At 41.2% G+C, this 26,309-nt stretch carries 23 protein-coding genes; 11 read left to right on the top strand and 12 right to left on the bottom strand.

Annotated features, from left to right (window positions below):
* Nucleotides 1–37 precede the first annotated feature (37 nt).
* The 8 genes from H5181_RS06230 to H5181_RS06265 all read right to left on the bottom strand — a co-directional run bounded on the left by H5181_RS06230 (nucleotide 38) and on the right by H5181_RS06265 (nucleotide 8,392).
* Nucleotides 38–1,441 (bottom strand): ATP-binding protein, encoded by a 1,404-nt coding sequence (locus H5181_RS06230; RefSeq protein ID WP_182750529.1) that lies wholly within the window; start codon nucleotides 1,439–1,441, stop codon nucleotides 38–40.
* Nucleotides 1,442–1,491: 50 nt separating this feature from the next.
* Nucleotides 1,492–2,568 carry a 3-dehydroquinate synthase gene (gene aroB, locus H5181_RS06235; protein WP_182750530.1) on the bottom strand — a complete coding sequence of 359 codons (1,077 nt, stop codon included), beginning with the start codon at nucleotides 2,566–2,568 and terminating at the stop codon, nucleotides 1,492–1,494.
* An 8-nt stretch (nucleotides 2,569–2,576) separates the two neighbouring features.
* Nucleotides 2,577–3,092, bottom strand: coding sequence for a shikimate kinase AroK (gene aroK / locus H5181_RS06240; RefSeq protein WP_011635865.1), 516 nt, complete (start codon nucleotides 3,090–3,092; stop codon nucleotides 2,577–2,579).
* A gap of 446 nt (nucleotides 3,093–3,538) precedes the next feature.
* A complete protein-coding gene (locus H5181_RS06245) occupies nucleotides 3,539–5,587 on the bottom strand; it encodes a type IV pilus secretin PilQ (protein ID WP_011635864.1) in 2,049 nt (682 codons plus the stop codon).
* Between the two features lie 21 nt (nucleotides 5,588–5,608).
* On the bottom strand, nucleotides 5,609–6,127 hold the full coding sequence (locus H5181_RS06250) for a pilus assembly protein PilP (protein ID WP_011635863.1): 519 nt from the start codon (nucleotides 6,125–6,127) through the stop codon (nucleotides 5,609–5,611).
* A complete protein-coding gene (locus H5181_RS06255) occupies nucleotides 6,127–6,744 on the bottom strand; it encodes a type 4a pilus biogenesis protein PilO (RefSeq protein ID WP_011635862.1) in 618 nt (205 codons plus the stop codon). The genes H5181_RS06250 and H5181_RS06255 overlap by 1 nt, the downstream gene beginning before the upstream one ends.
* Entirely contained in the window at nucleotides 6,741–7,325 is a 585-nt protein-coding gene (locus H5181_RS06260; RefSeq protein WP_011635861.1) for a PilN domain-containing protein, read from the bottom strand. Before H5181_RS06260 ends, H5181_RS06255 begins: the two co-directional genes overlap by 4 nt.
* Nucleotides 7,313–8,392: a pilus assembly protein PilM gene (locus H5181_RS06265; protein WP_011635860.1), complete on the bottom strand. Its 1,080-nt coding sequence runs from the start codon at nucleotides 8,390–8,392 to the stop codon at nucleotides 7,313–7,315. Before H5181_RS06265 ends, H5181_RS06260 begins: the two co-directional genes overlap by 13 nt.
* 185 nt (nucleotides 8,393–8,577) lie before the next feature.
* Between H5181_RS06265 and H5181_RS06270 the strand changes: the two genes are divergently transcribed.
* Nucleotides 8,578–11,163 carry a penicillin-binding protein 1A gene (locus H5181_RS06270; protein WP_182750531.1) on the top strand — a complete coding sequence of 862 codons (2,586 nt, stop codon included), beginning with the start codon at nucleotides 8,578–8,580 and terminating at the stop codon, nucleotides 11,161–11,163.
* A gap of 79 nt (nucleotides 11,164–11,242) precedes the next feature.
* On the opposite strand, the gene yjjG is transcribed toward H5181_RS06270, so the two are convergent.
* The 4 genes from yjjG to H5181_RS20690 form a co-directional block, all read right to left on the bottom strand.
* The gene (yjjG, locus tag H5181_RS06275) at nucleotides 11,243–11,944 is read right to left on the bottom strand and encodes a pyrimidine 5'-nucleotidase (protein ID WP_182750532.1); all 702 of its coding nucleotides are present in this window, start codon (nucleotides 11,942–11,944) and stop codon (nucleotides 11,243–11,245) included.
* Nucleotides 11,945–12,078: 134 nt separating this feature from the next.
* The gene (locus H5181_RS06280) at nucleotides 12,079–13,149 is read right to left on the bottom strand and encodes a phosphotransferase enzyme family protein (RefSeq protein WP_182750533.1); all 1,071 of its coding nucleotides are present in this window, start codon (nucleotides 13,147–13,149) and stop codon (nucleotides 12,079–12,081) included.
* Nucleotides 13,150–13,224: 75 nt separating this feature from the next.
* Nucleotides 13,225–14,514 carry a DUF805 domain-containing protein gene (locus tag H5181_RS06285; protein WP_182750534.1) on the bottom strand — a complete coding sequence of 430 codons (1,290 nt, stop codon included), beginning with the start codon at nucleotides 14,512–14,514 and terminating at the stop codon, nucleotides 13,225–13,227.
* 80 nt (nucleotides 14,515–14,594) lie between these two features.
* Nucleotides 14,595–14,717, bottom strand: coding sequence for a hypothetical protein (locus tag H5181_RS20690; protein ID WP_259396988.1), 123 nt, complete (start codon nucleotides 14,715–14,717; stop codon nucleotides 14,595–14,597).
* Nucleotides 14,718–14,887: 170 nt separating this feature from the next.
* Between H5181_RS20690 and gmk the strand changes: the two genes are divergently transcribed.
* From gmk to recG, 10 genes are all read left to right on the top strand, one after another.
* Nucleotides 14,888–15,511, top strand: a complete 624-nt coding sequence (gene gmk / locus H5181_RS06290) for a guanylate kinase (RefSeq protein WP_182750535.1) — start codon at nucleotides 14,888–14,890, stop codon at nucleotides 15,509–15,511.
* A gap of 60 nt (nucleotides 15,512–15,571) precedes the next feature.
* Nucleotides 15,572–15,850 carry a DNA-directed RNA polymerase subunit omega gene (rpoZ, locus tag H5181_RS06295; RefSeq protein WP_011635854.1) on the top strand — a complete coding sequence of 93 codons (279 nt, stop codon included), beginning with the start codon at nucleotides 15,572–15,574 and terminating at the stop codon, nucleotides 15,848–15,850.
* A 13-nt stretch (nucleotides 15,851–15,863) separates the two neighbouring features.
* Entirely contained in the window at nucleotides 15,864–17,972 is a 2,109-nt protein-coding gene (spoT, locus tag H5181_RS06300; protein ID WP_011635853.1) for a bifunctional GTP diphosphokinase/guanosine-3',5'-bis pyrophosphate 3'-pyrophosphohydrolase, read from the top strand.
* Nucleotides 17,973–18,002: 30 nt separating this feature from the next.
* Nucleotides 18,003–18,386: a RidA family protein gene (locus H5181_RS06305; protein ID WP_011635852.1), complete on the top strand. Its 384-nt coding sequence runs from the start codon at nucleotides 18,003–18,005 to the stop codon at nucleotides 18,384–18,386.
* Between the two features lie 246 nt (nucleotides 18,387–18,632).
* Nucleotides 18,633–20,288, top strand: coding sequence for an AMP-binding protein (locus H5181_RS06310; RefSeq protein ID WP_182750536.1), 1,656 nt, complete (start codon nucleotides 18,633–18,635; stop codon nucleotides 20,286–20,288).
* Between the two features lie 144 nt (nucleotides 20,289–20,432).
* Nucleotides 20,433–21,362 (top strand): calcium/sodium antiporter, encoded by a 930-nt coding sequence (locus tag H5181_RS06315; protein WP_102036133.1) that lies wholly within the window; start codon nucleotides 20,433–20,435, stop codon nucleotides 21,360–21,362.
* 220 nt (nucleotides 21,363–21,582) lie between these two features.
* On the top strand, nucleotides 21,583–22,263 hold the full coding sequence (locus H5181_RS06320) for a tetratricopeptide repeat protein (protein ID WP_182750537.1): 681 nt from the start codon (nucleotides 21,583–21,585) through the stop codon (nucleotides 22,261–22,263).
* 77 nt (nucleotides 22,264–22,340) lie between these two features.
* Nucleotides 22,341–23,435 carry a sensor histidine kinase gene (locus tag H5181_RS06325; RefSeq protein WP_182750538.1) on the top strand — a complete coding sequence of 365 codons (1,095 nt, stop codon included), beginning with the start codon at nucleotides 22,341–22,343 and terminating at the stop codon, nucleotides 23,433–23,435.
* Nucleotides 23,432–24,040: a DNA-binding response regulator gene (locus H5181_RS06330; RefSeq protein WP_182750539.1), complete on the top strand. Its 609-nt coding sequence runs from the start codon at nucleotides 23,432–23,434 to the stop codon at nucleotides 24,038–24,040. The genes H5181_RS06325 and H5181_RS06330 overlap by 4 nt, the downstream gene beginning before the upstream one ends.
* A 98-nt stretch (nucleotides 24,041–24,138) precedes the next feature.
* Nucleotides 24,139–26,256 carry an ATP-dependent DNA helicase RecG gene (recG, locus tag H5181_RS06335; protein ID WP_404948494.1) on the top strand — a complete coding sequence of 706 codons (2,118 nt, stop codon included), beginning with the start codon at nucleotides 24,139–24,141 and terminating at the stop codon, nucleotides 26,254–26,256.
* Nucleotides 26,257–26,309: the final 53 nt, after the last annotated feature.

Genomic DNA, 26,309 nt, shown 5'->3' on the forward strand with positions numbered 1-26,309 from the left:
ATCCTATTGACTTGGATGCTGCGGAATATGAAGATTGTTAATCTTGTCGCTTATAATCACTTAAGTCTGCCCACTTTCTTACCCATGGAGCCGCTAAACTATATTTTTTCTGAAGACTTTTCGCTTTTGAGCTAGCTGCCGATGCGGTATCAAAATCACCCAGTAATATAACGTGGCGTTGTTTGTATTTCATTATGTAAACTTGCGGCTCTTGTGCCAGTTTAACTAAAATGGGTGTAAGTGAGTCTTTGTCATTCACGCTAGCAAGTTGCAGCGTAAAACCTTTCACTTTTAGATTCGGGGTATTATCACGCTCAACAATATCGTTCGGCTTATTTACCGTGTTAACTTGCGCTTTGGGTAACTTACCTTGGAAAGACAAACCCTTTAACGAAGAATTAACCACTACGTCAATATGATTATCTGCAGGAACCTCTTCTATGAGGTTAGTCTCACCTTGCTCTACTAGTGAAATATCATCAGTCATTTGCTGCTCGATGATAAAATGTGCTTGTTCATTGGCACTCGACTTAGCTAAGACCAATTGCCTATGGGCAAAATAAGCGCTTAATGAACTGTCGGCATAATCAATGACATATTGAGCTGCTTTTACACGTACAGCGGATTGCTCAGCGGTTAATACTGGCGACAATGATGCTGAAATCGGAGGCGGTAATTGTGTACTAATCCCCCACCACAATGCCACGACAGCTAATATGGTGACAGAAGCAATCATCATTTTAATAGACGCAGACCAAGATGAACGCTCTATTTGTGGCTCTTCTAATGCCAACGCTAATAATTGAACTACTTCAGCTGGGGTACCCTGTTGTTTCTCTAATTGCTTATGAATAATTTCACGCGGGATAAACGGTGTTTGCTGGCTACGGAGTAATAAGCTTTGATAAAGACCATCACGCTCAGGTACAGATAAAGGCTCAATCGTCACAGGCAGTAATCTAGCACGAGTCTCATCAGTTAACTCAGTCACTAAAGTATGCCAAAAGCTAGGAGTGACGGTCACTGTTACTGCAACAGGTTTACCTGCACAGTGAATTTGGCTCAGCAGAATGCACTCAGCCCAAATATCTTTAGGCAATAAATCAGCATCATCAATAATGATATGTAACGGTTTTTTTAAACTAGATTGGATTCTCAGTACGGTGTCCATCAAAGGACGTTCATCATCAAAAATTGGCGCGGATATTAATTGAACCAGAATCTTTCGACGAATTTCGGCGCTATCAGCGTGTTGAGGACAAATGACCAATGCTGAATTATAATCATCTAGCTCACTGGCTAATGCAGCCGTCAATGTCGACTTACCTGAACCGTTCTCACCACAAATAACCAGCAACTGTTCGCTATAACTAGCAATATGCTGTAAACGCTGAATGAGCGCTTCTTGGGTAGGGAGTAGTAATAGTCCTGGAGTCGTCAATGATTCACCACACTATAATTTATAGCTAGCATAGATATATGCGGAATAATTTATACGCAGCTAATAACCTGTTTCAATAAGTCTTCACTCACATCACTAAAGACATCAGCTTTGCCTATTTCTGTAGGTAATACCAAGCGGATTTTACCACCTAATACTTTTTTATCTCGACGCATATGCTTGATAAACTGTTCAAAACCCATCGACTCTGGAGCCGTTATAGGTAAATCAAACGCTTGCATCAATCGGCAAATACGCTCGACACTTTGCTCATCTAATAGATCTAGCTTATATGCTGTTTGAGCCGCTAGAACGGTACCAGCAGAGACAGCTTCGCCATGTAACCAAACACCGTAGCCCATTTCAGCTTCAATAGCATGCCCAAAGGTATGCCCAAGGTTTAATAACGCTCTTACACCTTGTTCAGTTTCATCTTGCGCGACAACATCAGCTTTAATCTGACAACATTTCGCAATGGCATAGTTTAACGCATCCGTTTGAAGCGATTTTAACGCATCAACATTTTCTTCAAGCCACTGAAAAAAGTCAGCATCCCAAATAATACCGTACTTAATCACTTCAGCCATACCTGCAGCAAACTCATTTGCGGGTAATGTCTGTAAGCAAAACGTATCAATAATCACTGATTTAGGCTGATAAAATGCACCAATCATATTTTTCCCAAGCGGATGATTGACTGCCGTTTTACCACCAACAGAAGAATCAACTTGGGACAGTAATGTAGTTGGCACTTGAATAAACTCAATACCACGCTGATAACACGCAGCCGCGAAACCAGTCATATCACCAACAACACCACCACCTAGTGCAACTAATACTGAATCTCGGGCAAAATTATGCTCAAGTAACTCAGTAAAAATATAATCTAGATGTTGTAAGTCTTTAAATTTTTCGCCATCCGGCAAAATAACCGTTTCAATGCGCGCGCAAGCGCTCATCGCTTGTTGTATCTGTTGAAGATACAACGGAGCAATGGTGTCATTTGAAACAATTAAGGCTTTTTTGTTTGTTAGGTAGCGAGCAAATAGCTCGCTATCATTCATCAAATCCTGGCCAATATAAATGGGGTAACTTCTATCACCTAATTGAACCTGAATTTGTTGCATGTTGTTACCTAAAAGCCAAGTTGCTCGATAATTTGGTTTGCGACGATCTTCGCGCTTTGCTCATCTGTCTTAACGATAACATCCGCAATTTCCTCATATAAAGGATTGCGAATTTCCGCTAAGCTTTCAAGCACTTCACGTGGATCATCTACTTGTAACAACGGACGACGCTTATCACGCTGAGTGCGCGCGACTTGCTTGTCTATAGTTGTTTCTAAGTAAACTACTATACCTCGAGCAGAAAGATAGTTGCGGATATCTTTACTCTGAACAGAACCACCACCTGTCGCGAGAACGATACCTTGCCTTTCTGAAAGATCACCGATGACTTGAGCTTCACGTCTACGGAAGCCTTCCTCACCTTCAACATCAAACACCCAGGCAATATCTGCACCGGTACGTTGTTCAATCTCGTGATCTGAATCGTGGAAATCTAAATGCAGCATTTGCGCCAGATGGCGACCAATTGTGCTTTTACCTGCGCCCATAGGGCCTACCAGAAAAATATTGCGTTTTTCAGCCATTTCGTATACGTCTGAATCTTATATGGAAGAATGCCTTATCGACTTAAACTCAAGCCGACCTATAATTTAACCTTGCTCTAATGAGACTTGACGGAGGATTATCTCAGTTAAGGGCTACCGCTTGCAAGTCATCACAGCTATTTATCATGATTTTATTATGTCACTGATGTTTAAAACCTCAAATAAAAGGTAACTTTTTCGATTAAGTCTTTGTTAATGCAAAGACTATAGGTCGATTAGCACTGCGCTATCTAATTAAAGTTAATACCTTAAAACTTTAAGGAAGTTACTATTATTACCACTAAAACGATAATTTGTTCAATTGGAGTAACATTTAGTGATGCGCCATTTAACGCGTTTGGTCATTACTTCCCATAAATAACCGTCATAAAAAAAGCCAGCAAGAAAATCGCTGGCTTTTTACTATTACTTTAGCGTGTAAAAAATTAACGTTTGTCTGCCACAATCTTAGGGGTTACAAAAATTAACAGCTCTTGACGCTCATTTGTGTCGGTTGAATTTCTAAATAAGAAACCAACTAACGGAATATCACCCAGTACCGGAACTTTGCTTACTCGGCTAATGAGATTTTGTTGGTAAATACCACCTAACACAATTGTTTCGCCATTATCGACTAGTACCTGAGTACCAATGCGCTGAGTATCAATAGCAACCGCTTCACCCGTTGCTGTAGCAACAGTTGTTCCCTGAGAATCTTGGGTTATTTCAAGATCTAGGATCACCCTATCATCCGGAGTGATTTGCGGAGTTACACGTAGCGATAACACGGCCTTCTTAAAGGTTACTGTTGTAGCACCGCTAGATGCAGACTCTACGTAAGGGATTTCAACACCCTGTTCAATGTATGCCGACTTCTGGTTAGATGTGGTAATACGTGGGCTGGCAATGATCTCACCTTTGTTTTCTTGCTCTAATGCACTTAACTCTAAATCGAGTACTGTACCGTCTGCCAATTTAGCCACATGGAAAGCGATACTGGTCGCTGAACTTGCTGCTGCCGGTAAATTAACATTGAGGCGATCATCGATGCTTGGAATAGTACCGTTAGCAATACTCGTTGCTCCTCCAATGGTGCCAGATGTGCCTTTAGAACCTTGTTGATCAGTTATGCCCCAACGAATACCGAGATCTTCAGATACATCGTCTTTCACTGTCACCATACGCGCTTCAATTAGTACTTGTTTAATAGGAATGTCTAATACTTCTATTAAGCGGTGTACATTTTCTAAAATCTCAGCGGTATCTTTTACCAGTAACGTATTTGTACGCTCATCAACAGCGACACTGCCGCGAGATGATAATAACGTTGAATCCGTAGTTTTAAGTAACTCGGCAATATCTATAGCTTTAGCATAGTTTATTTGTAAATATTCAGAATAGAGCGGTGCTAATTCTTTTACTTCTTGGCGATTTTTCAGGTCATTGCTTTCGCGAATGGCAAGTTCTTCACTCGGTGCCACCATTAAAATATTACCTTCAATACGCTTGTCGAGACCTTTAGTTTGCAAGATAAGATCTAAAGCTTGATCCCAAGGCACATCATCTAAACGTAAGGTAATCTCACCTTCAACAGTATCGCTCGTCACCAGGTTAAAGTTGTTATAATCAGCAATAATTTGCAACACAGTACGAACTGAAATGTTTTGGAAGTTTAGTGACAATGAACGGCCATTATATTTTTTAGCCTCTTTAGCTACAGAGACACGCTCAACTTTATCTACGCTAACTTTAAACACATTGCCATCTTGGCGATAGTTATAGTCATAGTTGCCGTCAACATCAACCAAAATACGGGCAGTTAAATCATCTTTAAAAGTTTCAAAACTATTCACTGGTGTAGCAAAGTCTTGTACGTCCATAACGTAAAGTAAGTCATTACCAATATCGGTGTTATAGAGTTTTATCTCAAGCTTTGAACCAACTTGTTCCACATTCGCTGCTACAGAACGATTGCTAAGATTAAATAATATTTCTCCACCACCGGTTTTATTGCGGCGAAAATCAATACTGCTAATACCATTAACAAATGGATTGTTTGCCTCAACCGGACCAGACACATCATCATTAATAGTTAATCGATAACTATTACCAACAATTTTACCTTGATATGGTTTTACTTTTGTCATTGCAACAATGATTTGTAAATCGCCACCTTGTTGTTGTGTGGTTAACTCTTTTACACCAACAGCATTTACCGGAATTTTACTTTTACTTAAATTAGAAATAGTGTCTGAGAAATTCAACATAATTTCAGCTGGGTCTGCTGATAAATCAACAGACGGTGACATGATTGATGATTCAAAAATCAACTCTAATTCTAATTGGTGATCAACCATTGAATGATATTTGACGTCCATAAGACGATTAGCAGCTATCGCACTAGGTATTAAACCCATTAATAATACTGCGCCTAAAAACGCTCTAAAAAATAATAACTTTGTTATTGCTTTTTTTATCGCGGCAGAAGATTCCATTATTCTCTCATCCTTCGCACGTTATTTTCCTGATAATTCTAAATTGCTGGATCTTTCTGCCCAACAACCTGAACCATCAGGGATTAATTCTATAATTTCGATAAATTGCGGCGTTACTTTAGCAATTCGGCCATGATAAAGCCCTAAATACTCACCTACACCCATGCGATAAACATTGGCATCACTAGATTCGACTAAAGCCCATATAGTACTATCTTCACTCAATGTTCCGCGCATTCTTAAATTGTCTAATGCATAAGTTTCTAAGCGACCTTTGCGACGTTTCAAGTCTGGTTGTAAACAATCTCTAGATGTATCAACCACCTCTTCTGTCAATTCCCTTGATGGTGGAACAAACGGACTGCGCATTAATTCAGCTTGATAAGCAAAATGTTCGAACTTCGGTGTTTGTTTCAATGGTGGTATACGGGCAACGTGTTGCGCTTTTGTAGTAGTAACAAATAGCTCTAAATCGCTGCGTTCGCCAATACAACCACTCAATAAAAACACCATTGATAACAATAAAGGCAAAAATTTCATTATTTCTGCCCCTTATTGGCCTGTTGTGTTAATTCAGCCCCTTCTTTAAAACGATACGTTTTAGCAAGAATATCCATCGATAATCCACCGGCATCATTCTGCTTGATACTAAAATCATGCAGACTGACAATTCGGGGTAACTTGGCAACGCCACTGACCATATTACCCATTTGATGGTAATCACCTACTACTGACATTTTTATTGGAAATTCAATATAAAAATCACGTTCGATTTCATCATCCCAATCTAGGCTATTAATTCTGAGGCCTGCGTCAGTTGCAACAAACGTTAAATCATCTAATAAACCAGGCATTTCATTTTCGGAGGGTAGCATTTTAAGCAATTCGGCAAACTGCACTTCCATCACGTCTAATTGTTCACGGTATAGCTTAAGATTAGCTGCTAAACGATATTTAGTTTCAAAATCTTCACGTAATTGAATTTCTTTGTGCTGTTCAGCTTCCATTTGATCGATAGAATCTGAAATAAATAAATAATAACTCGCACCGATAACACACAAAGACAAAAATACAGCAAATACAATTTTTACCAGTTTGGGCCAACCACCGATATTTTCAAAATCAATATCGTTAAATTGATCTAGGTCGAGATTCATTTTCTCGCTCCTTGGTTCGGATCAACATTAGTGACTTGTGAATCATCACGGATAGTGACACGTAATTTAAACCGCTGTAACTGCCTTAATTCTTCATTTTGGGTCACAATCGATTGCATACTCGGATCGTTAAGATAAGAAGATGTTTTAACCTTTCTCATCATATTCGCGACGTTATTATTTGATTCACTACGCCCTTCGATTAATAACACGCTACCTTTTTTCTCTATACTTGAAAGATAAATACCAGGTGGCACGATTCGGACTAATTCATCTAAAACATGAGTAGGTAAATTACGCGACTGCTGTAAATTGAGAATAATCTCAGTTCGACGTTCGATATCTTTTTTACGTTCGGTAATTTTTCTAATTTCTGCTATCTGGGTATCAAGTAATGTAATTTCTGAGACCAAATATGCATTACGCTCACGCTGATCATCAGTGACAACCTCTAGAAAACCCAAAAATAAATATACAACGAGTGATGTGACTAAAAAAACTAACGCTAAAATGCCGATAAAATCGCGTTTTTGCTTTTCTCTAGCTTCTTCACGCCAAGGTAATAAGTTTATGTTCGCCATTGAGCATAACTCCTTAGCGCAAGACCACATGCCACCATATATTTGCTTATATTCGGTTGAAGTTGACCTTTCATAACATCATCTGCATGCAAACACCCCTGAAAAGGATCAGCAACAATGGTATGAGTACCTAACTCGTTTGTTAGTAATTCAACCATTCCTTCTAACTTAGCTGTACCACCACACAAAACAATATAGTCAACTTTTTCACGCCCACTGGCAGTACAATATATTTGTAAGGTTCGTTTAATTTGTTGTAACAGTTGCATTTGAAACGGAGATAAAACTTCGAACATATAATTACGCGGTAATTGTCCAGAAATCTTAGCTCGCTCAGCCTCATCATGGGGCATACCATAAAATGACACAATTGATTGAGTAAATAACTCACCGCCAAAGGCTTGCTCACGTATAAAGGTAGTATCACCATTTTCAACCACAGAAAATGTGGTCATATTGGCACCAATATCAACCATGGCGATTGATTTAGCTTTAGCGCCGTCAGGTAACTGAGCATAAATTAATTCTGCAGAGCGCCCTAGTGCATAAGCTTCCACATCAACAACTTTAACATCCAGCTCAATAGCATCCAAAGAGTCAACACGCGAATCAATGTTCTCTGTGCGGCATGCGCTCAGTAATACGTTAACTTTGGTTGGGTCGGTAATATTCGGATTAAGCCTTTCAAAATCAATGCTGACTTCATCAAGTGAATAAGGAATAAGGTTGTCAGCTTCAATTTCAATTTGAGCCTCCATTTCCTCTTCATTTAACGCCGCATCCATATAAATGACTTTAGTCATAACGGCAGAACCAGAAACCGCGACAGCTGCGAACTTTAGCGATTTAGGTAAACCCCGCCGAATCTGTCTTAGTGACTCAATTACCGCTTCAGTATCACGAATATCATGATCGACTACAGCTCCCTTTCTAACAGGAACTGACGCATGATTTTGAATTTTATATCCATCCGCAGTCTTGCTCAACAAAATGGCTTTTATTTCATGAGACCCAATATCAATCCCAACCATCTGAGGTGCTTGACGCTTCCATAATTTAGAAAGCATAGTCCGTCATCACAATTCTATTTTTATTTTCTAAGAGATTAGCACATAATCAACTCGTTATAAGTATTTGTATAAAATGTTTCAGCATTTTACAAATACTATTTAGTTATTTCATGTTTTACTTCACCAAAAACTCTCCCGCTTATATACTACCGCTACTATTTGTGATTTTCTGGAATTATCGAGTGAAGTGGTTTAAACGTTTATTAATTGCATTTTTTAGCCTATCACTACTTGGCATTGCTGCTATAGCTGCCGCTTACTTTTATGTGCTACCTGATTTACCCGATGTTAATTCGCTAAAGACGGTCCAATTACAAACTCCGCTGCGTATTTATAGCCGCGATGGCAAACTGATTTCTCAATTTGGTGAGAAACGTCGTATACCTGTCGAGTATGAAGAGGTGCCAGCTCAGTTAATTAATGCGGTACTCGACACTGAAGATGCGCGCTTTTTTGAACATAACGGTATTGATCCGATTGGTATTATCCGCGCGGCACTTATTTTAGTCACAACAGGTAAGAAAAGCCAAGGTGCGAGTACAATTACGCAACAGGTTGCTCGAGGCTTTTTCTTATCTAACGAAAAAACATATATTCGTAAAGTGAAAGAAATCTTTCTTGCGCTAAAAATTGAAAAAGCATTATCGAAAAAGGAAATTTTAGCCCTTTATTTAAATCGTTCATTCCTCGGAAATCGCGCTTATGGTGTCGGTGCGGCGGCTCAAGTTTATTATGGTAAAGAACTTAGCCAATTGACACTGCCAGAAATGGCGATGATAGCTGGCCTACCGCAAGCTCCGTCTGCAGCTAATCCAATCAGAAACCAATCACGTGCGATAGCTCGTCGTAACTGGGTATTGAGCCGTATGCTAGAGAAACGCAATATTACTCAAGCAGAATATCAAGAGGCTATTAGTAGTCCGTCGACCGCGAAATACCATGGCGCTGAAATTGATTTATACGCTCCGTATGTTTCGGAAATGGCGCGTGATTACATGATCCAGAAATACGGTGAAGAAGCAGCCTATACTAACGGTTACAATGTCTACACCACGATATCATCCGATCTCCAATTGATGGCGCAGGAGTCTTTAAGAGATAACGTTTTTGCTTACGACCAACGACATGGCTTCCGTGGACCTGTCGCTGAATTATGGACTGATACTCCGCTAGAACATGATGAAATCATCGCAATTTTAAAACGAACGTCTTCAATGCAGGGCATTATGCCGGCAGCTGTTATCAGCGTAAAAGACCAGCAAGCACAAGTCATTGATGACAAGGGCGAACTGATTACACTGGAGTGGAAAGGCCTAAAATGGGCTCGTAAGTTTATAAGCGATAAACGCCAAAGCTTACCTCCAAAGCAAGCCAGCGATATATTGACCGCTGGCCAACAAGTGTGGATCCGTCATAATGGTAAGCATTGGCAGTTGTCTCAAATACCGCAAGTGTCTAGTGCGACAGTGTCACTTGAACCTCATGACGGTGCCATTAAAACCCTCGTCGGTGGATTTAGCTTTAGTCAAAGTCAATTCAATCGTGTGACTCAAGCTAAACGCCAATTAGGTTCCAATATTAAGCCTTTTATTTATGCCGCCGCATTAGAAAAAGACTACACATTGGCTACGCTTATCAATAACGCTCCGATTAATAAACCAGACACCCGCCAGGGCACAGCGTGGCGGCCTAAAAATTCACCAGACATCTATGGTGGTCCAACACGCTTACGAATTGGTTTAGCGCAATCTATTAACGTTATGTCTGTTAGAGCCATGCGTCACACCGGTTTAGATGACACCATCAAAAAACTAATCCAATTTGGTTTTGACCCGAATGATTTACCTCGAAATGAATCGTTAGCATTAGGTTCTCCTTCGGTGACACCTTTACAAGTTGCTACTGCATTTAATAGCTTCGCAAATGGCGGTTATTTAGTTGAACCATACTTTATCGATCGCGTGACAGATTCATACGACAACACGATTGAGCAAACAATTCCTACTATCGCCTGTAGCAAACCAGCACCCTCTGCTAAAGATGATGTGGTTCTTAAGGATCCATTTTCTACAATGGCTGAAGAACTCTCTCAGCAAACTCCTGAAGCATCAGTAGATACATTAGATGGAGAGGTTGAAGCAACGTCCATTACCGCTGAACAGAACATTTGCAGCAATCCACAAGCCCGCTTTGCTAAACGAGTCGTTTCTGAACAAACTGCGTTTTTGATCACTGAGGCGCTAAAAAGCGTAATTTGGGGCGGCGGCGATTGGAGCAAAGGTACTGGTTGGAATGGTACCGCTTGGCGAGCATCAAAATTAATTAGACGTCATGATATTGCGGGTAAAACAGGTACAACTAACGAATCTCGAGATACTTGGTTCAGTGGTTTTAGCCCTAAACTTACAGCAACGTTCTGGGTTGGCTTTGATGACCATGGACGTCAACTAGGACGCTCAAGCTGGAGAGCTAACGGCGAACCAGATCAAATATCAGGTGCTGAGGCGGGTGCTAAAACGGCAGGTCCTGGTTGGAATGACTATATGAATAAAGCTCTGTCTGGCATCCCTGAAGCTTCAGTTATCCCGCCAAAAGGAATTGTATCTGCGCGTATTGATTTAGCCACTGGAAAATTGACTCGCAAGACAGACCACACTACCGAGTTTGAGTATTTTGTTGAAGGTACAGAACCCAAAGAATATGTTACTGAAACACAGCAAAATGGCGATATTTTTATCGACAATGTTGCTGAAGATTTATTTCAATAATAGGGTTTAAAATAAATTGATTAAAAAAGCCATTCGACTGAATGGCTTTTTTATTACTGATTTTATGGCTTATTTAATCTTAGACCACTGTGTTTGGCATCAGTAATTGATGCAGCTCAGTTAAATTACCAACCTGATAGCTTGGAGCAATATCATCACTTATGGGTTCGTCATAATGATTTAACCAACAAGTGTCGATACCTGCATTGATACCGCCTAATATATCAGAATGTAAGTTATCGCCAACCATAAGTACTTGATGCTTCTCAGGCTCTCCCATTAAGCTAAAAGCGTGATGAAAAATAGCAACATCTGGCTTTGCTATACCTAGTTGTTCAGAAATAACCACCGGATTGAAAGCATCTTGAAAGCCAGTACGGCTCAAACGGATATTTTGCAACTCAGTAAAACCATTGGTAATAATCCCAAGGTTAACTTTACCGCTTAGAGAATCAATCAGTTCCCGGGCACCAGGCAATGGCAAACAAATATCGGCCATAGCCGCAAGAAACTGACTGTTTAAATGCTGTGGAGTAACAGACAATTTGTTCGCCCAGTGATGGAAGCGGGTATGTTGTAAATGCGTAGCACTAATTAAACCGTTTTGATACTCGACCCACAATGGTTTATTCACTTGCTGATAAACAGTAAAGTCATCAATATTAAAATCAACTTCAAAGCGCGAAAACATTAATTTCAATCCAGCAAAAGCATCGAAATGAAATAGCGTTTCATCGGCATCAAATAAAATCCATTTATATTTATTGAGCAAATTCGACATCTATGAAGTCCTTATTTTGTTTAAATAAATAACTAACATCAGTTAACAATACCGTCCAATGATTAAACAGCTCTTTGTTCTGTTATTTATCACAATCGTTATGATCCCAAGCTGACGTTAGTTAACGGTGGTGACTACGCGTTAAATAATGGCATTAACTGCGCTTCTTGCTGCAGTAGACTTTGATAAATAGTTAACTGATTTATAGCGCGATCAAGATTGTGAGTTTGATACTTAACCCCGAAATAAGTATCACCATTTAAATAATCAGTTAAAAAGCGTACACCAAGCATTAATGGCATCACTTTAGTCCCTAGCCATAAACTGCGTTTTTCTAGCGGAGTAATAATGTCACCTAGAGATTCTATGTACGATGTTGCTGCTGCAATAACAATCTCAGGTCGGGCATATACATTGGTTAAATTGGTTGAATCTTCTGTCTCTGGAGAGCAAAAAGCGCGTACCATATCACCAAAATCATACATCAAATATCCTTTCATGCAGGTATCTAAGTCAATAATTGCCATGCTGGACATGTCTCGGTTATCAAATAGCATATTATTGATTTTTGTATCGTTATGACATATTCGAATCGGTAATTCGGCTTCGTATTGTACCAAGGTTGCCAATAAATCTGTTTGTGACAAACACAAACCGACCCAATCTTTACAATGACTGAATCGATTATGAGTGTCACCAGCCTTTGCCTCACGCAATTGAGCCATTCGTTGAGGTAAATTCAAAAAGTTAGGGATAACATCGGCAATGCAACTAGGGTTCAAATCACTTAACGCTTCAGCAAAATGCCCAAACGCCTCAGCCGCCAACTTAGCTTGATTTAGTGTATCAACCACTTCAATTGTAGTGCTATGAGGTAAGTAATCTATTGCTCGCCAAAAGCCTTGTTCGCCTAAATCCAAGTAAAGTGCACCAGCTACAGTGGCTACTGGGCTAACAACTTGTAATGGATAATACTGCTGTTGGCGTTTAATCACTAAGTGCTGGCTAATATTGGCAGCATTTTGAATGACCACTTTAGGTTCGGTAAATATTTGGGTATTAATACGCTGCAACACCAACGATTTTGATTTATCACTCACCAAGAAGGTTTGATTAATATGGCCATTACCCAATGGATAAAGCGTACTATGCTCACTACTAAAACCAAACTGAGGTAATACATTTTTACGGATAAAATTGACCAATCAAAAACTCCAAATCATGTTCATCAAAGCCAGAGATAACCAACATTTTCTTCTGTTTGGTTATCTGGCTAATGGTTACTGGCTTAGTATCATTTCAAATTGAGGGTTTTGCATTAATGTTGCTTGGCTGCCCTTTAAACTAAATTCATAACCACACAACTTAAAGTTACCTCTAAGTGCTACATGATTAACAATGGCATCTTTATCCAGTGGAGTAAATCTAGCTTCGCTGGCACCATCGTCTAGTAAATCAACCGTTATTGGTCGGTAACGGCTGCCGTCATTAAATTCAAGGTTGGCACAGGTTTTATCGCCTATTGCTGTCGCTAAACGCCATAAATTTTGTTTATCGCCATTTTCACCTAGCCAGCGCACTATGAGGATTTCCCCCTCTAAAGCGAGCCAAAATCCATCAGGTAGTTTGACCATTTGTCGAATGCTGGCGTGTTGTTGATTGGTCATATTATCAACATGCTCAGTTTGTTCTGTGCCGTCGCCAGAAAATGCACTAATTAAAGCAAAAACCAAATACACCACTATACCAACGGCAATAATAGCCGCAGTGATTTTACCGATTAAAATCAGCTTTGTTTGGTGTAACTTAGCCACATTCAGCCAAGATTTTGCAAGTTCAGTAATAGACCCTGATTGCAACGCATCTTGATCTACATAAAGAGGCTGATGACTAGGTTCAGACGACGTCGAAAATGAATTGACCGGATCATATTCTGTTGCCGTATCAAACTCTTGCTCCATATGTATGCCAGCTTGCTCGAAACTTGTTTGCGGCTCCACATCATCATTAAATTGCTGCTTGTATCTCTCTGCAGAATTCGAATGAGTTGAACCTGTAAGGACGACTTCATCAGCCGACTCTATCGATGGGAAAGTGTTCTCAGGCTGATCATGAGCAGGCATAACCTGCCCTTTCATTACCGGTTCTTGTCGATGATAAACCGAGCCCGAAATGGATATTGGTACCATGCTTGGTCCATAATATCCTTGCACATAGGTAATAGAATTTTTAGCTGGTAAGAATGCTAGATAGCCACCACAAGCCAGGCCAAACAAAAACACTCCTGCTAGTGCGCCAAAAGGCGCCATAAAGTAGCTCAATATGCCAAAAATCAATATAGGAACAACACAAATCGCAGCCAATTTAATCGACTTATTGGCATCATTTAAGCGACGAACAGCCGACAAACCCACGACAGGCATTACTGCTAGCGTCACAATCCAATTAATTACACTTGCCGGAAATACAACAGCAGCGACTATTAGCAACAAAAATGCAGCTAAAATAATTCCCATTAACCTTAAGCCTGTGTCACGACCATCTCGGCACAGTAGGGTTTTTACAGACATCAATCATTCCTATTCATTTACAAAAAAATCAAAAAACAGCTAGCTACATAACAGAATGAGTCGGTGATTATCGTGCATTATTACAACACAAATGGATTGTTTTCATCATCAAAATCGACACCCGCTATTAATAGCGCAAAGCCTACAGAATTTATCTTATAAAGCCATACCCAACCTAGCTTTTGCGTTACTTTTTTATTCATTATTGCGTAAGGTACTTTTTATTAATCCAAGAGTTGATTTCATTAATCTAATAGCTATTTGAGCATTTTAGACCTAACACCAATATCTATCATTGCGCTAGCATAACCCCTCAGTTAACGAGTATAATATTAAGCTTTCTTAATGAAGAATAGGATGAGAAACCCTTTTTATGAGCACTCGTGGAAATCTTTTTATTGTGTCAGCCCCTAGTGGCGCAGGTAAATCATCACTTATATCAGCACTATTAAAAGATAAACCCAGCGATAAACAGGTTTCAGTGTCACATACGACCCGCAAACCTCGTCCAGGCGAAGTCGATGGCCAACATTATCATTTTATTACTGTTGAACAATTTAAAGCACTAATTGCCCAAAATGCCTTTATTGAATGGGCCGAAGTTTTTGGCAATTTTTATGGCACTTCCAAGCTCGTCATCGAACAAACCTTAGATAAAGGCATCGATGTATTTCTTGATATTGATTGGCAGGGCGCAGAACAAGTAAAAAAATTAATGACAACGGCTATTGGAGTGTTTATTTTACCGCCGTCTAAAGCTGAGCTTGAACGTCGTTTAACTGGCCGAGGTCAGGATAGTCAGCAAGTGATTGATTCGCGCATGGCACAAGCAGTTTCGGAAATGTCACATTATGCTCAATACGAATTTATAATTGTAAATGATGATTTTGATAACGCGCTAGCCGATTTAAGCGCCATTATTCGCAGTCAAAGGCTAACCTGTGCTAGTCAGCAGCATGCGCAAAATGATATGATTGTTGATCTCTTGGCAGATTAATTGTCATAGTGTACAATTTTGCGTCATTTTTTCCCATAGATAACACTGGAGTTTCAACACATGGCTCGCGTAACTGTAGAAGACGCCGTAAATAAAATCGGCAACCGTTTTGATATGATCCTGGTTGCAGCGCGTCGTGCACGCCAAATCGCCGTCCAAGGTAAAGAACCTATGGTTGATGAGATGAATGATAAACCAACGGTTGTCGCTTTACGTGAAATCGAATTAGGTTTAGTCACCTCAAACACTTTAGATGCTGATGAGCGCCAAACTGTTCGTGAACGTGAAGCTGCTGAAATTGCCGCTGTCGCAGCCATTGCAGAAGGCCGCGTTTTATAAGGAGTAGCGCCACTTGTATCTGTTTGAAGGTCTAAAAGAGTCAGCATCCAGCTATTTAGAGCCGGATCAAGTAGAATTACTCAAGCAGGCCTATTTGGTTGCGCGTGATGCCCACGAAGGGCAAATGCGCACAAGTGGCGAGCCTTACATTACCCATCCGGTTGCGGTTAGCCGCATCTTGGCAGACATGCGTCTCGATCACGAGTCGCTTATGGCTGCCTTGCTTCATGACACCATCGAAGATACTCCTGTCACCAAAGAAGAACTCACAGAGTTATTTGGGGTGGCGGTTGCAGAACTGGTGGAAGGTGTTTCAAAACTTGATAAAATCAAGTTTCGTGATAGAAAAGAAGCCCAAGCGGAAAATTTCCGTAAAATGATGATGGCAATGACTCAAGATATTCGAGTTATCCTCATCAAGTTGGCTGACCGAACTCACAACATGCGCACACTGGGCTCACTTCGCCCTGATAAACGTCGTCGTATTGCTCGCGAAACCCTAGAAATCTACGCCCCAATTGCTAACCGATTAGGTATTCACAATATCAAAATCGAACTTGAAGACTTAGGTTTTCAAGCCTATTACCCTATGCGACATAGAGTGATACGTGATGTTGTCAAAGCAGCTCGTGGTAATCGTAAAGAATTAATTAACAGTATTGAAGTAGCCATTGAAACACGCCTTGAAGAAGCTGGGATCCCCACTAAAGTCAAAGGTCGTGAAAAAAACCTCTATTCGATTTATCGAAAAATGCGCAGTAAAGAACTGCAATTTCAAGAGGTCATGGATATCTATGCGTTCCGAGTTATCGTTGACTCTATTGATACCTGCTATCGCGTGCTCGGCGCTATGCACGGATTATACAAGCCGCGACCAGGACGTTTTAAAGATTATATCGCTATTCCCAAAGCCAACGGTTATCAATCATTACACACATCATTATTTGGCCCTCATGCGGTTCCTGTTGAAGTGCAAATTCGCACTGAAGAAATGGATCAAATGGCCGACAAAGGTGTTGCTGCGCATTGGATGTATAAAAACAATACCGATACGGCTCAACAAAGCACTTCTCAAGTTCGTGCTCATAAATGGATGCAAAGTTTGCTTGAGTTACAGCAAAGTGCAAGCAGCTCATTTGAATTTGTTGAAAACGTTAAAACTGAATTATTCCCTGAAGAAATCTACGTATTTACGCCAGAAGGTCGCATCTTAGAATTACCGGTCAATGCCACTGCCGTCGATTTTGCCTACGAAGTACATACTGATGTGGGCAATACCTGTGTTGGCGCACGCGTTAATCGTCAAGCATACCCGTTGAGCCAACCATTAATTTCTGGGCAAACAGTTGAAATTATTACCGCAAAAGGTGCTCGTCCTAATGCAGCATGGTTAAACTTTGTCGTAACGGGTAAAGCTCGTGGTAAAATTCGTCAGGTATTAAAGAGTCTTAAAGGCGATAACGCTATCGCATTAGGTAAGCGTTTATTAAACCATGCCTTAGGTGATACAAAGCTTGAAACCATTCCTGCCGAATTACTTGAGAAAGTGATCAAAGAAACCAAACACACATCTTTAGACTCGCTGCTAGCAGATATTGGCTTAGGCAATGCCATGAGCATTGTGATTGCCCAGCGCTTGGTAGGTGAGCAGTTTGATTCGCAAGATAGCAATAAAGAAAAACCACAAATGCCAATTCGTGGTGCTGAAGGTATGTTGGTCACTTACGCCAATTGTTGTCGCCCAATCCCTGGCGATGCTGTCATCGCCCATGTAAGCCCAGGCAAAGGCCTGGTAGTGCACATGGAAAGTTGTGCCAATATTCGCGGCTATCAAGGCGAGCCTGATAAGTATATTTCAGTACACTGGGACAACGTAGAAGGCGCAGAATACCAAGCAAATCTACGGGTTGAAATTGTAAACCATCAGGGTGCGTTAGCTAAAATCACGTCTATCATCGCATCTGCTGGATCTAATATTCACAATCTCAGTACCGAAGAACGTGATGGCCGTGTGTATTTGATTAATTTACGTATTTCAGTTAAAGATCGTGTTCATCTTGCAAACGTTATGCGCAGAATACGTGTTTTACCTGAAGTATTACGCACATCGCGTAACCGCTAGTCACTGATAACAATAAAGAGAGCACACACTATGGCTGAAAAAATTATCATCGCAACCGACAAAGCTCCACAAGCTATTGGCACTTACTCACAAGCAGTTAAAGTCGGTAGTACCGTTTATCTTTCAGGTCAAATTCCGTTAGATCCAAAAACCATGACCATGGTAAGCGATGATTTTGCAGAACAAGTCGTACAAGTGTTCGAAAATTTAACCGCGGTATGTGAAGCTGCTGGCGGAAGAATGAGTGACATCGTTAAACTCAATATCTTCCTGACCGATTTATCGCATTTTGCCACTGTAAACGAAATAATGAGCCGTTATTTCCAACAACCTTACCCTGCTCGTGCCGCCATTGGTGTCAAAGAGTTACCAAAAGGATCATTGGTTGAAATGGACGGAATCATGGAAATATAAGTACAGCTGTACGATATTTTCTTAAGGCGCCTAGGGTGCCTTTTTTATTGCCTGTGGTTTCCCAATAGTAGAGTATTTGCTCAATATCTATTGTTTATTCAGTAAATTCTGCTAACGTGTTGATTGTGTTACTTAGCACACATACTGTGCAATTGTTTGCGCCAGCGCACAAAAATGGCCATACTAAGTTTACGTAATACGATAGGTATTAGACCCACAATAACAATAAAGAACATGGAAGCGTCGATGGAAAATTTAATTAAAACTCCTGTTGAGATGTTGTCTCATTGGGTAGATACGCAAGGTGACAAAGTTTACCTGCGCCAGCCAATTGGCGGTAAATATGTTGATTTCACATGGCGTGAAGTGCAGCAGAAGATGCAACAAATCGCAGGTTCACTGCGTCATTTAGGTTTAGAGCGTGGCGACAAAATTGCTGTATTGTCGAAAAACTGTGCCGAGTGGTTTATTGTTGATTTAGCATTAATGTACGGTGGTTACATTAGTGTACCTGTTTATCCAACCGCGAATGCAGAAACTATTCGCTATGTACTTGAACATAGCGGCGCTAAAGCCATTTTTACCGGTAAACTCGATCATTGGGCTGAACAAGAAGCCGCTGTTGGCGGTGAAATTCTCCGTTTAGCCATGCCTTATGACACTATGCCAGCCCAGTACCATTGGGAACAGCTATTGAAGTTGGGACAACCGCTTGTTGATGAGCAGTTCCCAACTACAGATCAAGTCATGACCCTGATTTACACCTCCGGTTCAACCGGCAAGCCTAAAGGTGCGATTCAAACCTTTACCAGCTATGGTTGGGCGTGTGAAGCGGTTATTCGTGACTTACAAACTAATACTACAGATCGATTATTATCATACTTACCTCTGGCACACATTACCGAACGTGTGGCCATTGAAGGTTCGTCATTTTACTCTGGGGCAACGGTTTCTTTTGTGGAAAGCCTCGATTCATTTGTTGATGATATTCAACGCTGTCGCCCAACGGTGTTTTTCTCGGTACCGCGTTTATGGACAGTATTCCAATTAAATATCATCAACAAAATTGGTGAGAAAAAACTCAAAACCTTACTCAAGTTACCTATAATTAGCACTATTGTTAAGCGTAAAATTAAGAGCGGTTTAGGACTCGATCAATCTCGTTTAAACGGTTCTGGCTCTGCACCAATCCCACCATCTTTGATTGAATGGTATAACAATATTGGCATTGATATTTGTGAAGCATGGGGCATGACAGAAAACTGTGCTTACTCGATAATCAACTACCCATTCAATGCCAAGAAGATAGGCACAGTTGGCCGTCCAGTTGAAGGCTGTTTAGTTCGTCAAACTGAAGCAGGTGAATTGTTAGTTAAAAGCCCAGGCTTGATGAGTGGCTATTACTTACAAGACGAAGCCACAGCAGCTGCATTTACTGAAGATGGGTTTTTCCACACTGGCGATTTGTGTGAAATTGACGCAGACGGTTACATCGACATTACCGGACGCGTTAAAGACAACTTCAAAACCTCAAAAGGTAAGTATGTTGCTCCAGTGCCGATTGAACGTAAATTGGCTCAAGACACTCATGTAGATTTAATTTGTGTAATCGGTTCAGGTTTACCACATCCCATCGCGTTAGTGCAGCTTTCAGAAGGTTCAAAACTTCAACCACGCGAAGAAGTAAGAACATCATTAAAAGAGACTCTCGATGGTGTTAATCCACATTTAGAGTCACACGAACATGTTGATGCCATCATCGTCGTCAATGATGAGTGGACCATTGAGAATGATGTGTTAACTCCGACGTTAAAAATTAAACGTCATGTACTGGAAAAAGCTTTTACCGCCAAAGTAGACGGTGTTCGCGGCGCTAAAGTACGCTGGGAAGACGAGTTGTAATTAATAATTTATATTTGCTGTTTTACTCGAAAAAAATACACGCTAACAGCGTGTATTTTTTTGACATATTCTGTCAATATACGCGCCATCAACTATGCAACGTTAACAATAACTTTGCGCACCATTTATTAGGCAGAAACTCGAATGTTCATTGCGTTATCCATTATCGGCGGTTTTATTATTTTAACCATTGGCGCCGAAGCACTTGTGCGCGGAGCCAGTGCCGTAGCGCTGCGTTTGGGCATTGCCCCACTTATTATTGGCTTAACCATTGTGGCATTTGGTACCAGCGCCCCTGAATTAGCCGTTAGTGTTAAATCAGCATTAGCAGGTAATCCAGGTATAGCCTTAGGTAATGTCGTCGGCTCCAACATTGTCAACATTGGTTTAATTCTAGCTATCACCGCTCTTATTCGCCCTATTACAGTGCAATCTCAAATGGTGAAACGCGACATCCCTATCATGATTGCTGCTTCGGTATTAATGTGGTTTTTGCTGCTTGATGGTGAAGTGAGCTTTATCGACGGTGCCATTTTATTCAGCGCGCTTGTTGGCTATTTAGTTTTTAGTTATGTCAGTGCCAAAAATAATCCAGAAGACCTGGATGTTGATGCCAGCCCGCAGCACCCTGGCTTATCCATCGCATTAATTATTGCAGGTATCGCGATGTTAGTTGGTGGTGGCATATTATTTGTTGATGGTGCAGTCGATTTAGCCAAACAGTTTGGCATTAGCGAAGTCATTATCGGCTTAACCATTGTGGCTATTGGCACCAGTATGCCAGAGCTTGTCACCTCGGTGATGGCAGCTCTTAAAGGGCAAAGCGACATTGCCATCGGTAACGTTGTAGGTTCAAATATTTTCAACGTACTCGGTATTTTAGGCGCAACAGCATTAATCCACCCTGTTTCCGCAGCCGGATTTAACGAAATCGATTTTATCGCCATGTTGATCTTCGCGTTCATGGTATTACCGTTTGCTTGGAGTGGCTTACGTATTGGTCGTCGTGAAGGTAGTGTTCTGTTAGCTGGTTACCTTGGCTACACCAGTTACTTGGTGATGCAAGTGGTTTAAGTTATCGACAATATTACTCATACTAAAGGCCGAATATTCATTCGGTCTTTTCATAACACTTTGTAAGCCTATACTCATATTTAATACGAGATCCTGACAATACATGACATTTGTCATCTTCAATTGATGACCTTTGTGTCTAAGAATAACCCCCGCCTATCGCCATACTACACCTATCCCAACAACATCTTGATTGGGGGAAACGTAAATGGAGATAACCATGAAAACCTTACTACTGATCACCAGCTTAACCTTAGTCAGCCAAGCTAGCTTTGCTAACATTAGCGATATTGATGCTGCTGCCAACACCATGAACATCAATGAACTCAGCCAATACAGTGAACAGGCTATTGATTATGAAAAAGCCTATGCTGATTATCGTCTAGCCATTACTGCCAACATAATGGGTCAACGTCAACTCGCTACAGATTCATTAAACGATGCTCAGCAAACACTAGAATCTCTTTTAGACCAAGACCCATCTGCAGACCCACAAGCGCTACTTGCTGCGGTATACGGAATGCAAATCTCGTTTGATAATAGCAAAGGTGCTGTATTCGGAATGAAAACGGCACAATTACTGCAACAAGCAACCGATCTCGAACCTAACAATCCACGAGTCAGCTTAGTGCGAGCAATTAATGCATTTTATACCCCTAGTGTATTTGGTGGCGGCCTCGACAAGTCGCAAGCATTAGCAACCCAAGCAATTAGTCAATTTGAGCAGCCTTGTAACGAAATCTGTTGGGGACATGCAGAAGCCTATACTTGGCGCGGTCTAGCGAAACAGGAACAAGGCGACTTAAAAGGGGCTTTACAAGATTGGCAAACCGCCATTGAGGTTGACCCTCAGTATGGTTGGGCAACATATCTGTTAAACCAACAAACAGTAAAGCAGTAATCGACCAGTTTATTATTACTCGCATAGGTTTGAGTTAGCGCGCAGTTACTCTATGATTAACTGCGCTAGGAGGCACTATGACATCTTGTTTATCATCTAATAATGAAAAAAGTTACGAGCAAAGAACCGCTTGGGTTTACCTCATAAACTTAGGTTTTTATTTTATTCCCTTGTATTTTATGGCCGGTCAATGGTTAAAGATTTCGATCGCGATCGGATTATTAGTGCCCTTTATTATTGGCTATTTCTGGGCTTATAACAGTCGCAAAGAGCAAGCTCTCAAACCTATTGGGTTAATGTTTGTCACAGCAATAGCCTCATCATTTGTTAGCAGTGGTGCAATATCACTGTTCAGCTTTTGCTGTTTCTTTATTGGTTTTTTCTACTCACTTCGTACTGCCATATTGAGTTTTATCGGACTGAGTATTTTGCTTTTAGTCATCGATATCAGCATGGATTACACAGGCTATTTTTTTACTTTTTATGGTATGGGAATTTGCTTAGGGGTGGGAGTGTTTGGGATAATTGAACAAAACCGCCAACGCATCAAACGCCAGCAGCAACAATCAAAAGATGAAGTCGCCAATTTAGCTACCGCATTAGAGCGCGAGCGTATTGGTCGCGATTTACATGATGTAATGGGACATCACTTAGCCGCAATCGCCTTAAAAGCGGAACTGGCAGACAAGCTCATTGCCTCAGGTAAAGTCGACCAAGCGCAGCAGCAAATTCATCAAGTGAGCGTGATAACTCGAGACTGCTTAAGCCAAATCCGCCACACGGTATCGGGCTATAAACATCAAGGGTTAACCCAAACGTTAAATACCTTAGCCAATACGTTAAGAGATAACGCTATTGCTGTCAGCATAGAGGGCGCATTCCCTAAACTCAGTGAACTCATGGAATCGCAAATCAGCTTGCTGCTAACTGAGTTGATTAATAACACCATAAAACACAGCCAAGCGACACAGTGCACCTTGTGTATTGAAACAAGTCAAGACTGGCTCAAACTCAACTTTATCGAGAATGTGCCGGTTAAAAACATCACCAAAGGCAATGGATTAACAGGCATTCAAGAGCGAGTAACCTTGTTACATGGCACAATCGACTATCAATTAATTCCCCATTATAAAGTGAGTATCCAATTGCCACTAAGTGAGTCCGTTAGATGAAAATTCTATTAGCCGAAGATCAAGCTATGGTAAGAGGCGCCCTCGCCGCGTTGCTCACATTAGCGTGTGATAGCCTAAATGAAATAGAGATTGTCGAAGTCGAAGACGGCGATAAAGCGATGCAACAACTTAAAACAAATTCATTTGACCTGTTACTCACCGACATTGAAATGCCGGGTAAGTCAGGTTTAGAGCTGAGCCAATGGTTACAACAACAGCGCAGCCAGACCAAAGTGATTATTTTGACCACCTTTGGCCGAGCCGGTTATATCAAACGAGCATTAGAATACGGTGTCGGTGGTTTTTTATTAAAAGACGCACCGTCTGAAGACTTAATTAATGCGATTAAACAAGTGATGGCGGGTAAACGAGTTATCGATCCAGAATTAGCCTTCACCGCTATTGGTGAAATAGATCCTCTCAACGACAAAGAAAGACGTGCATTGCGCCTAGCAAGCGAAGGCTTATCAACTAGCGATATTGCCAGTCAGTTGTTTATTGCAGAAGGCACTGTACGAAACTATTTGTCAGAAGCCATTAGTAAACTCAATGCCAGTAACCGAATTGATGCAGCCAGAATAGCCAAGCAAAAGGGTTGGTTGTAATTAGTGGCTTAATATTGCCTTGTATTCAAAGTCTGCTAAGATACCTTAAACATCTGTATATAATTACAGTGATTTGAGATTGATAGCTTGAAATCACTATGGTTTTTACATCTTTGACAATCAATTTAGGTGAGCACAATTTGCTACGACTGGATCTTGTTCCGATCACCGACCTTAAAGGCGTTGCTAAAAAGGTTGCGGAAAAACTGGCTAAGTTAGGTATTAAAACAGTACAAGACGTACTGTTTCATTTACCGCTGCGTTATGAAGACCGGACGCAAATCCATCCTATTGCCGCATTACCTCCTGGCAGTTATGGCACCATCGAAGCAGAAATTCAGTCGACTCAAATCATGCAAGGTCGGCGGCGCATGTTAGTGTGTAATGTGCACGATCACAGCGGAATGATGAGCCTGCGATTTTTTAATTTTTCTATGGCACAACGTAACGCCATGGAAAATGGAGCCAGCATTCGGGCTTACGGTGAAATACGCCGCGGCAATCATCATAAAGAAATTGTTCACCCGGAATATCAAATTATTCATCCTGGTGAATCCGTCACATTAAGCGACACGCTGACGCCTATTTACCCGACAACAGAAGGGGTAAAACAAGCCAGTTGGATAAAATTGACCGAGCAAGCCTTGGCAATGTTAGACCAAGGTGGATTACCCGAGTTACTTCCCAGTGCATTACAACCAAACAATATTAGCCTGCGTGATGCGCTGCATATTTTGCACCGTCCCCATAGCTCGGTGTCTCCTTTTGAATTAGAGCAAGGTCAACACCCTGCACAGCAAAGATTAATCCAAGAAGAACTGCTGGCTCATAATTTGAGCATGTTGCAACTGCGCCAGCGCAGTAATCAAGATGCCGCAGTGCCAATGCCTGCTACAGGACAATTGTTAAGCCCTTTTTTAGCGCAACTGCCCTTTAAGCCAACGGGAGCACAACAAAGAGTTGTAGCCGAAATCAACCAAGATCTTCAGCATCCAACCCCAATGATGCGTTTAGTTCAAGGCGACGTAGGTTCAGGTAAAACCTTGGTGGCGGCACTGGCGGCATTACAAGCTATTGAAAACGGTTACCAAGTAGCCATGATGGCCCCTACTGAATTATTGGCTGAACAGCACGCAGCTAATTTTGCTACTTGGTTTGAACCACTTGGGCTAAAAGTCGGCTGGCTGGCTGGTAAACTAAAAGGCAAAGCGCGAGTTCAATCACTCGAAGATATCGCTTCTGGCGCAGCACAAATGGTCATTGGTACTCATGCGATATTTCAACAGGCGGTAGTGTTTAACAAGCTGGCTTTAATCATTATTGACGAACAACATCGTTTTGGTGTTCATCAACGCTTAGGGTTACGAGAAAAAGGCGTCAGCCAAGGTTTTCATCCACACCAGTTAATCATGACAGCCACTCCTATCCCACGAACTTTAGCCATGACAGCTTATGCCGATTTAGACACCTCTGTCATTGACGAGCTTCCTCCAGGACGTACACCGGTCACAACGGTTGCGATTGCCGATACCCGTCGTGAGCAAGTTATTGAGCGAGTTAAACAATCAGCTTTACATGATAATCGCCAAGCTTATTGGGTATGTACCTTAATTGAAGAATCTGAGGTGCTTGAATGCCAAGCTGCTGAAGACACAGCAGCAGAACTCACCATAGCACTACCCGAGCTCAAAATTGGCTTAATCCATGGGCGAATGAAAAGTGCTGAAAAACAGACGATTATGGCGCAATTTAAAGCGGGAGAGTTGAACTTATTAGTCGCGACTACCGTCATAGAAGTCGGTGTAGACGTACCCAATGCCAGTTTAATGATAATCGAAAACCCTGAACGATTAGGCCTTGCACAGTTGCACCAATTAAGAGGCCGAGTCGGCCGAGGTGCTGTTGCGAGCCATTGTGTATTACTTTATAAAGCGCCATTGTCACAAACTGCCACAAAACGTTTAGGTGTGCTGCGCAACAGCAATGATGGCTTTGTAATTGCTCAGAAAGACTTAGAAATTAGAGGACCAGGCGAAGTGCTTGGCACCAAGCAAACCGGTTTGGCAGATCTTAAAATCGCTGATCTTATCCGTGATCAACATTTAATTGCACCAACCCAAAAATTGGCATCACACGTTTACCAGCAAGTGCCTCAAAACGTAGATGCTATCATTCAACGCTGGATAGGTGATAGACAGCAATATGTCCAAGCTTAAATAGATCTTAATATATTGTTCATTATCATCAGTTATCACTAGACAAGTCTGCT

It is taken from the genome of Shewanella sp. SG44-2, assembly GCF_014164215.1.
GTDB classification, from domain to species: Bacteria; Pseudomonadota; Gammaproteobacteria; order Enterobacterales; family Shewanellaceae; genus Shewanella; species Shewanella frigidimarina.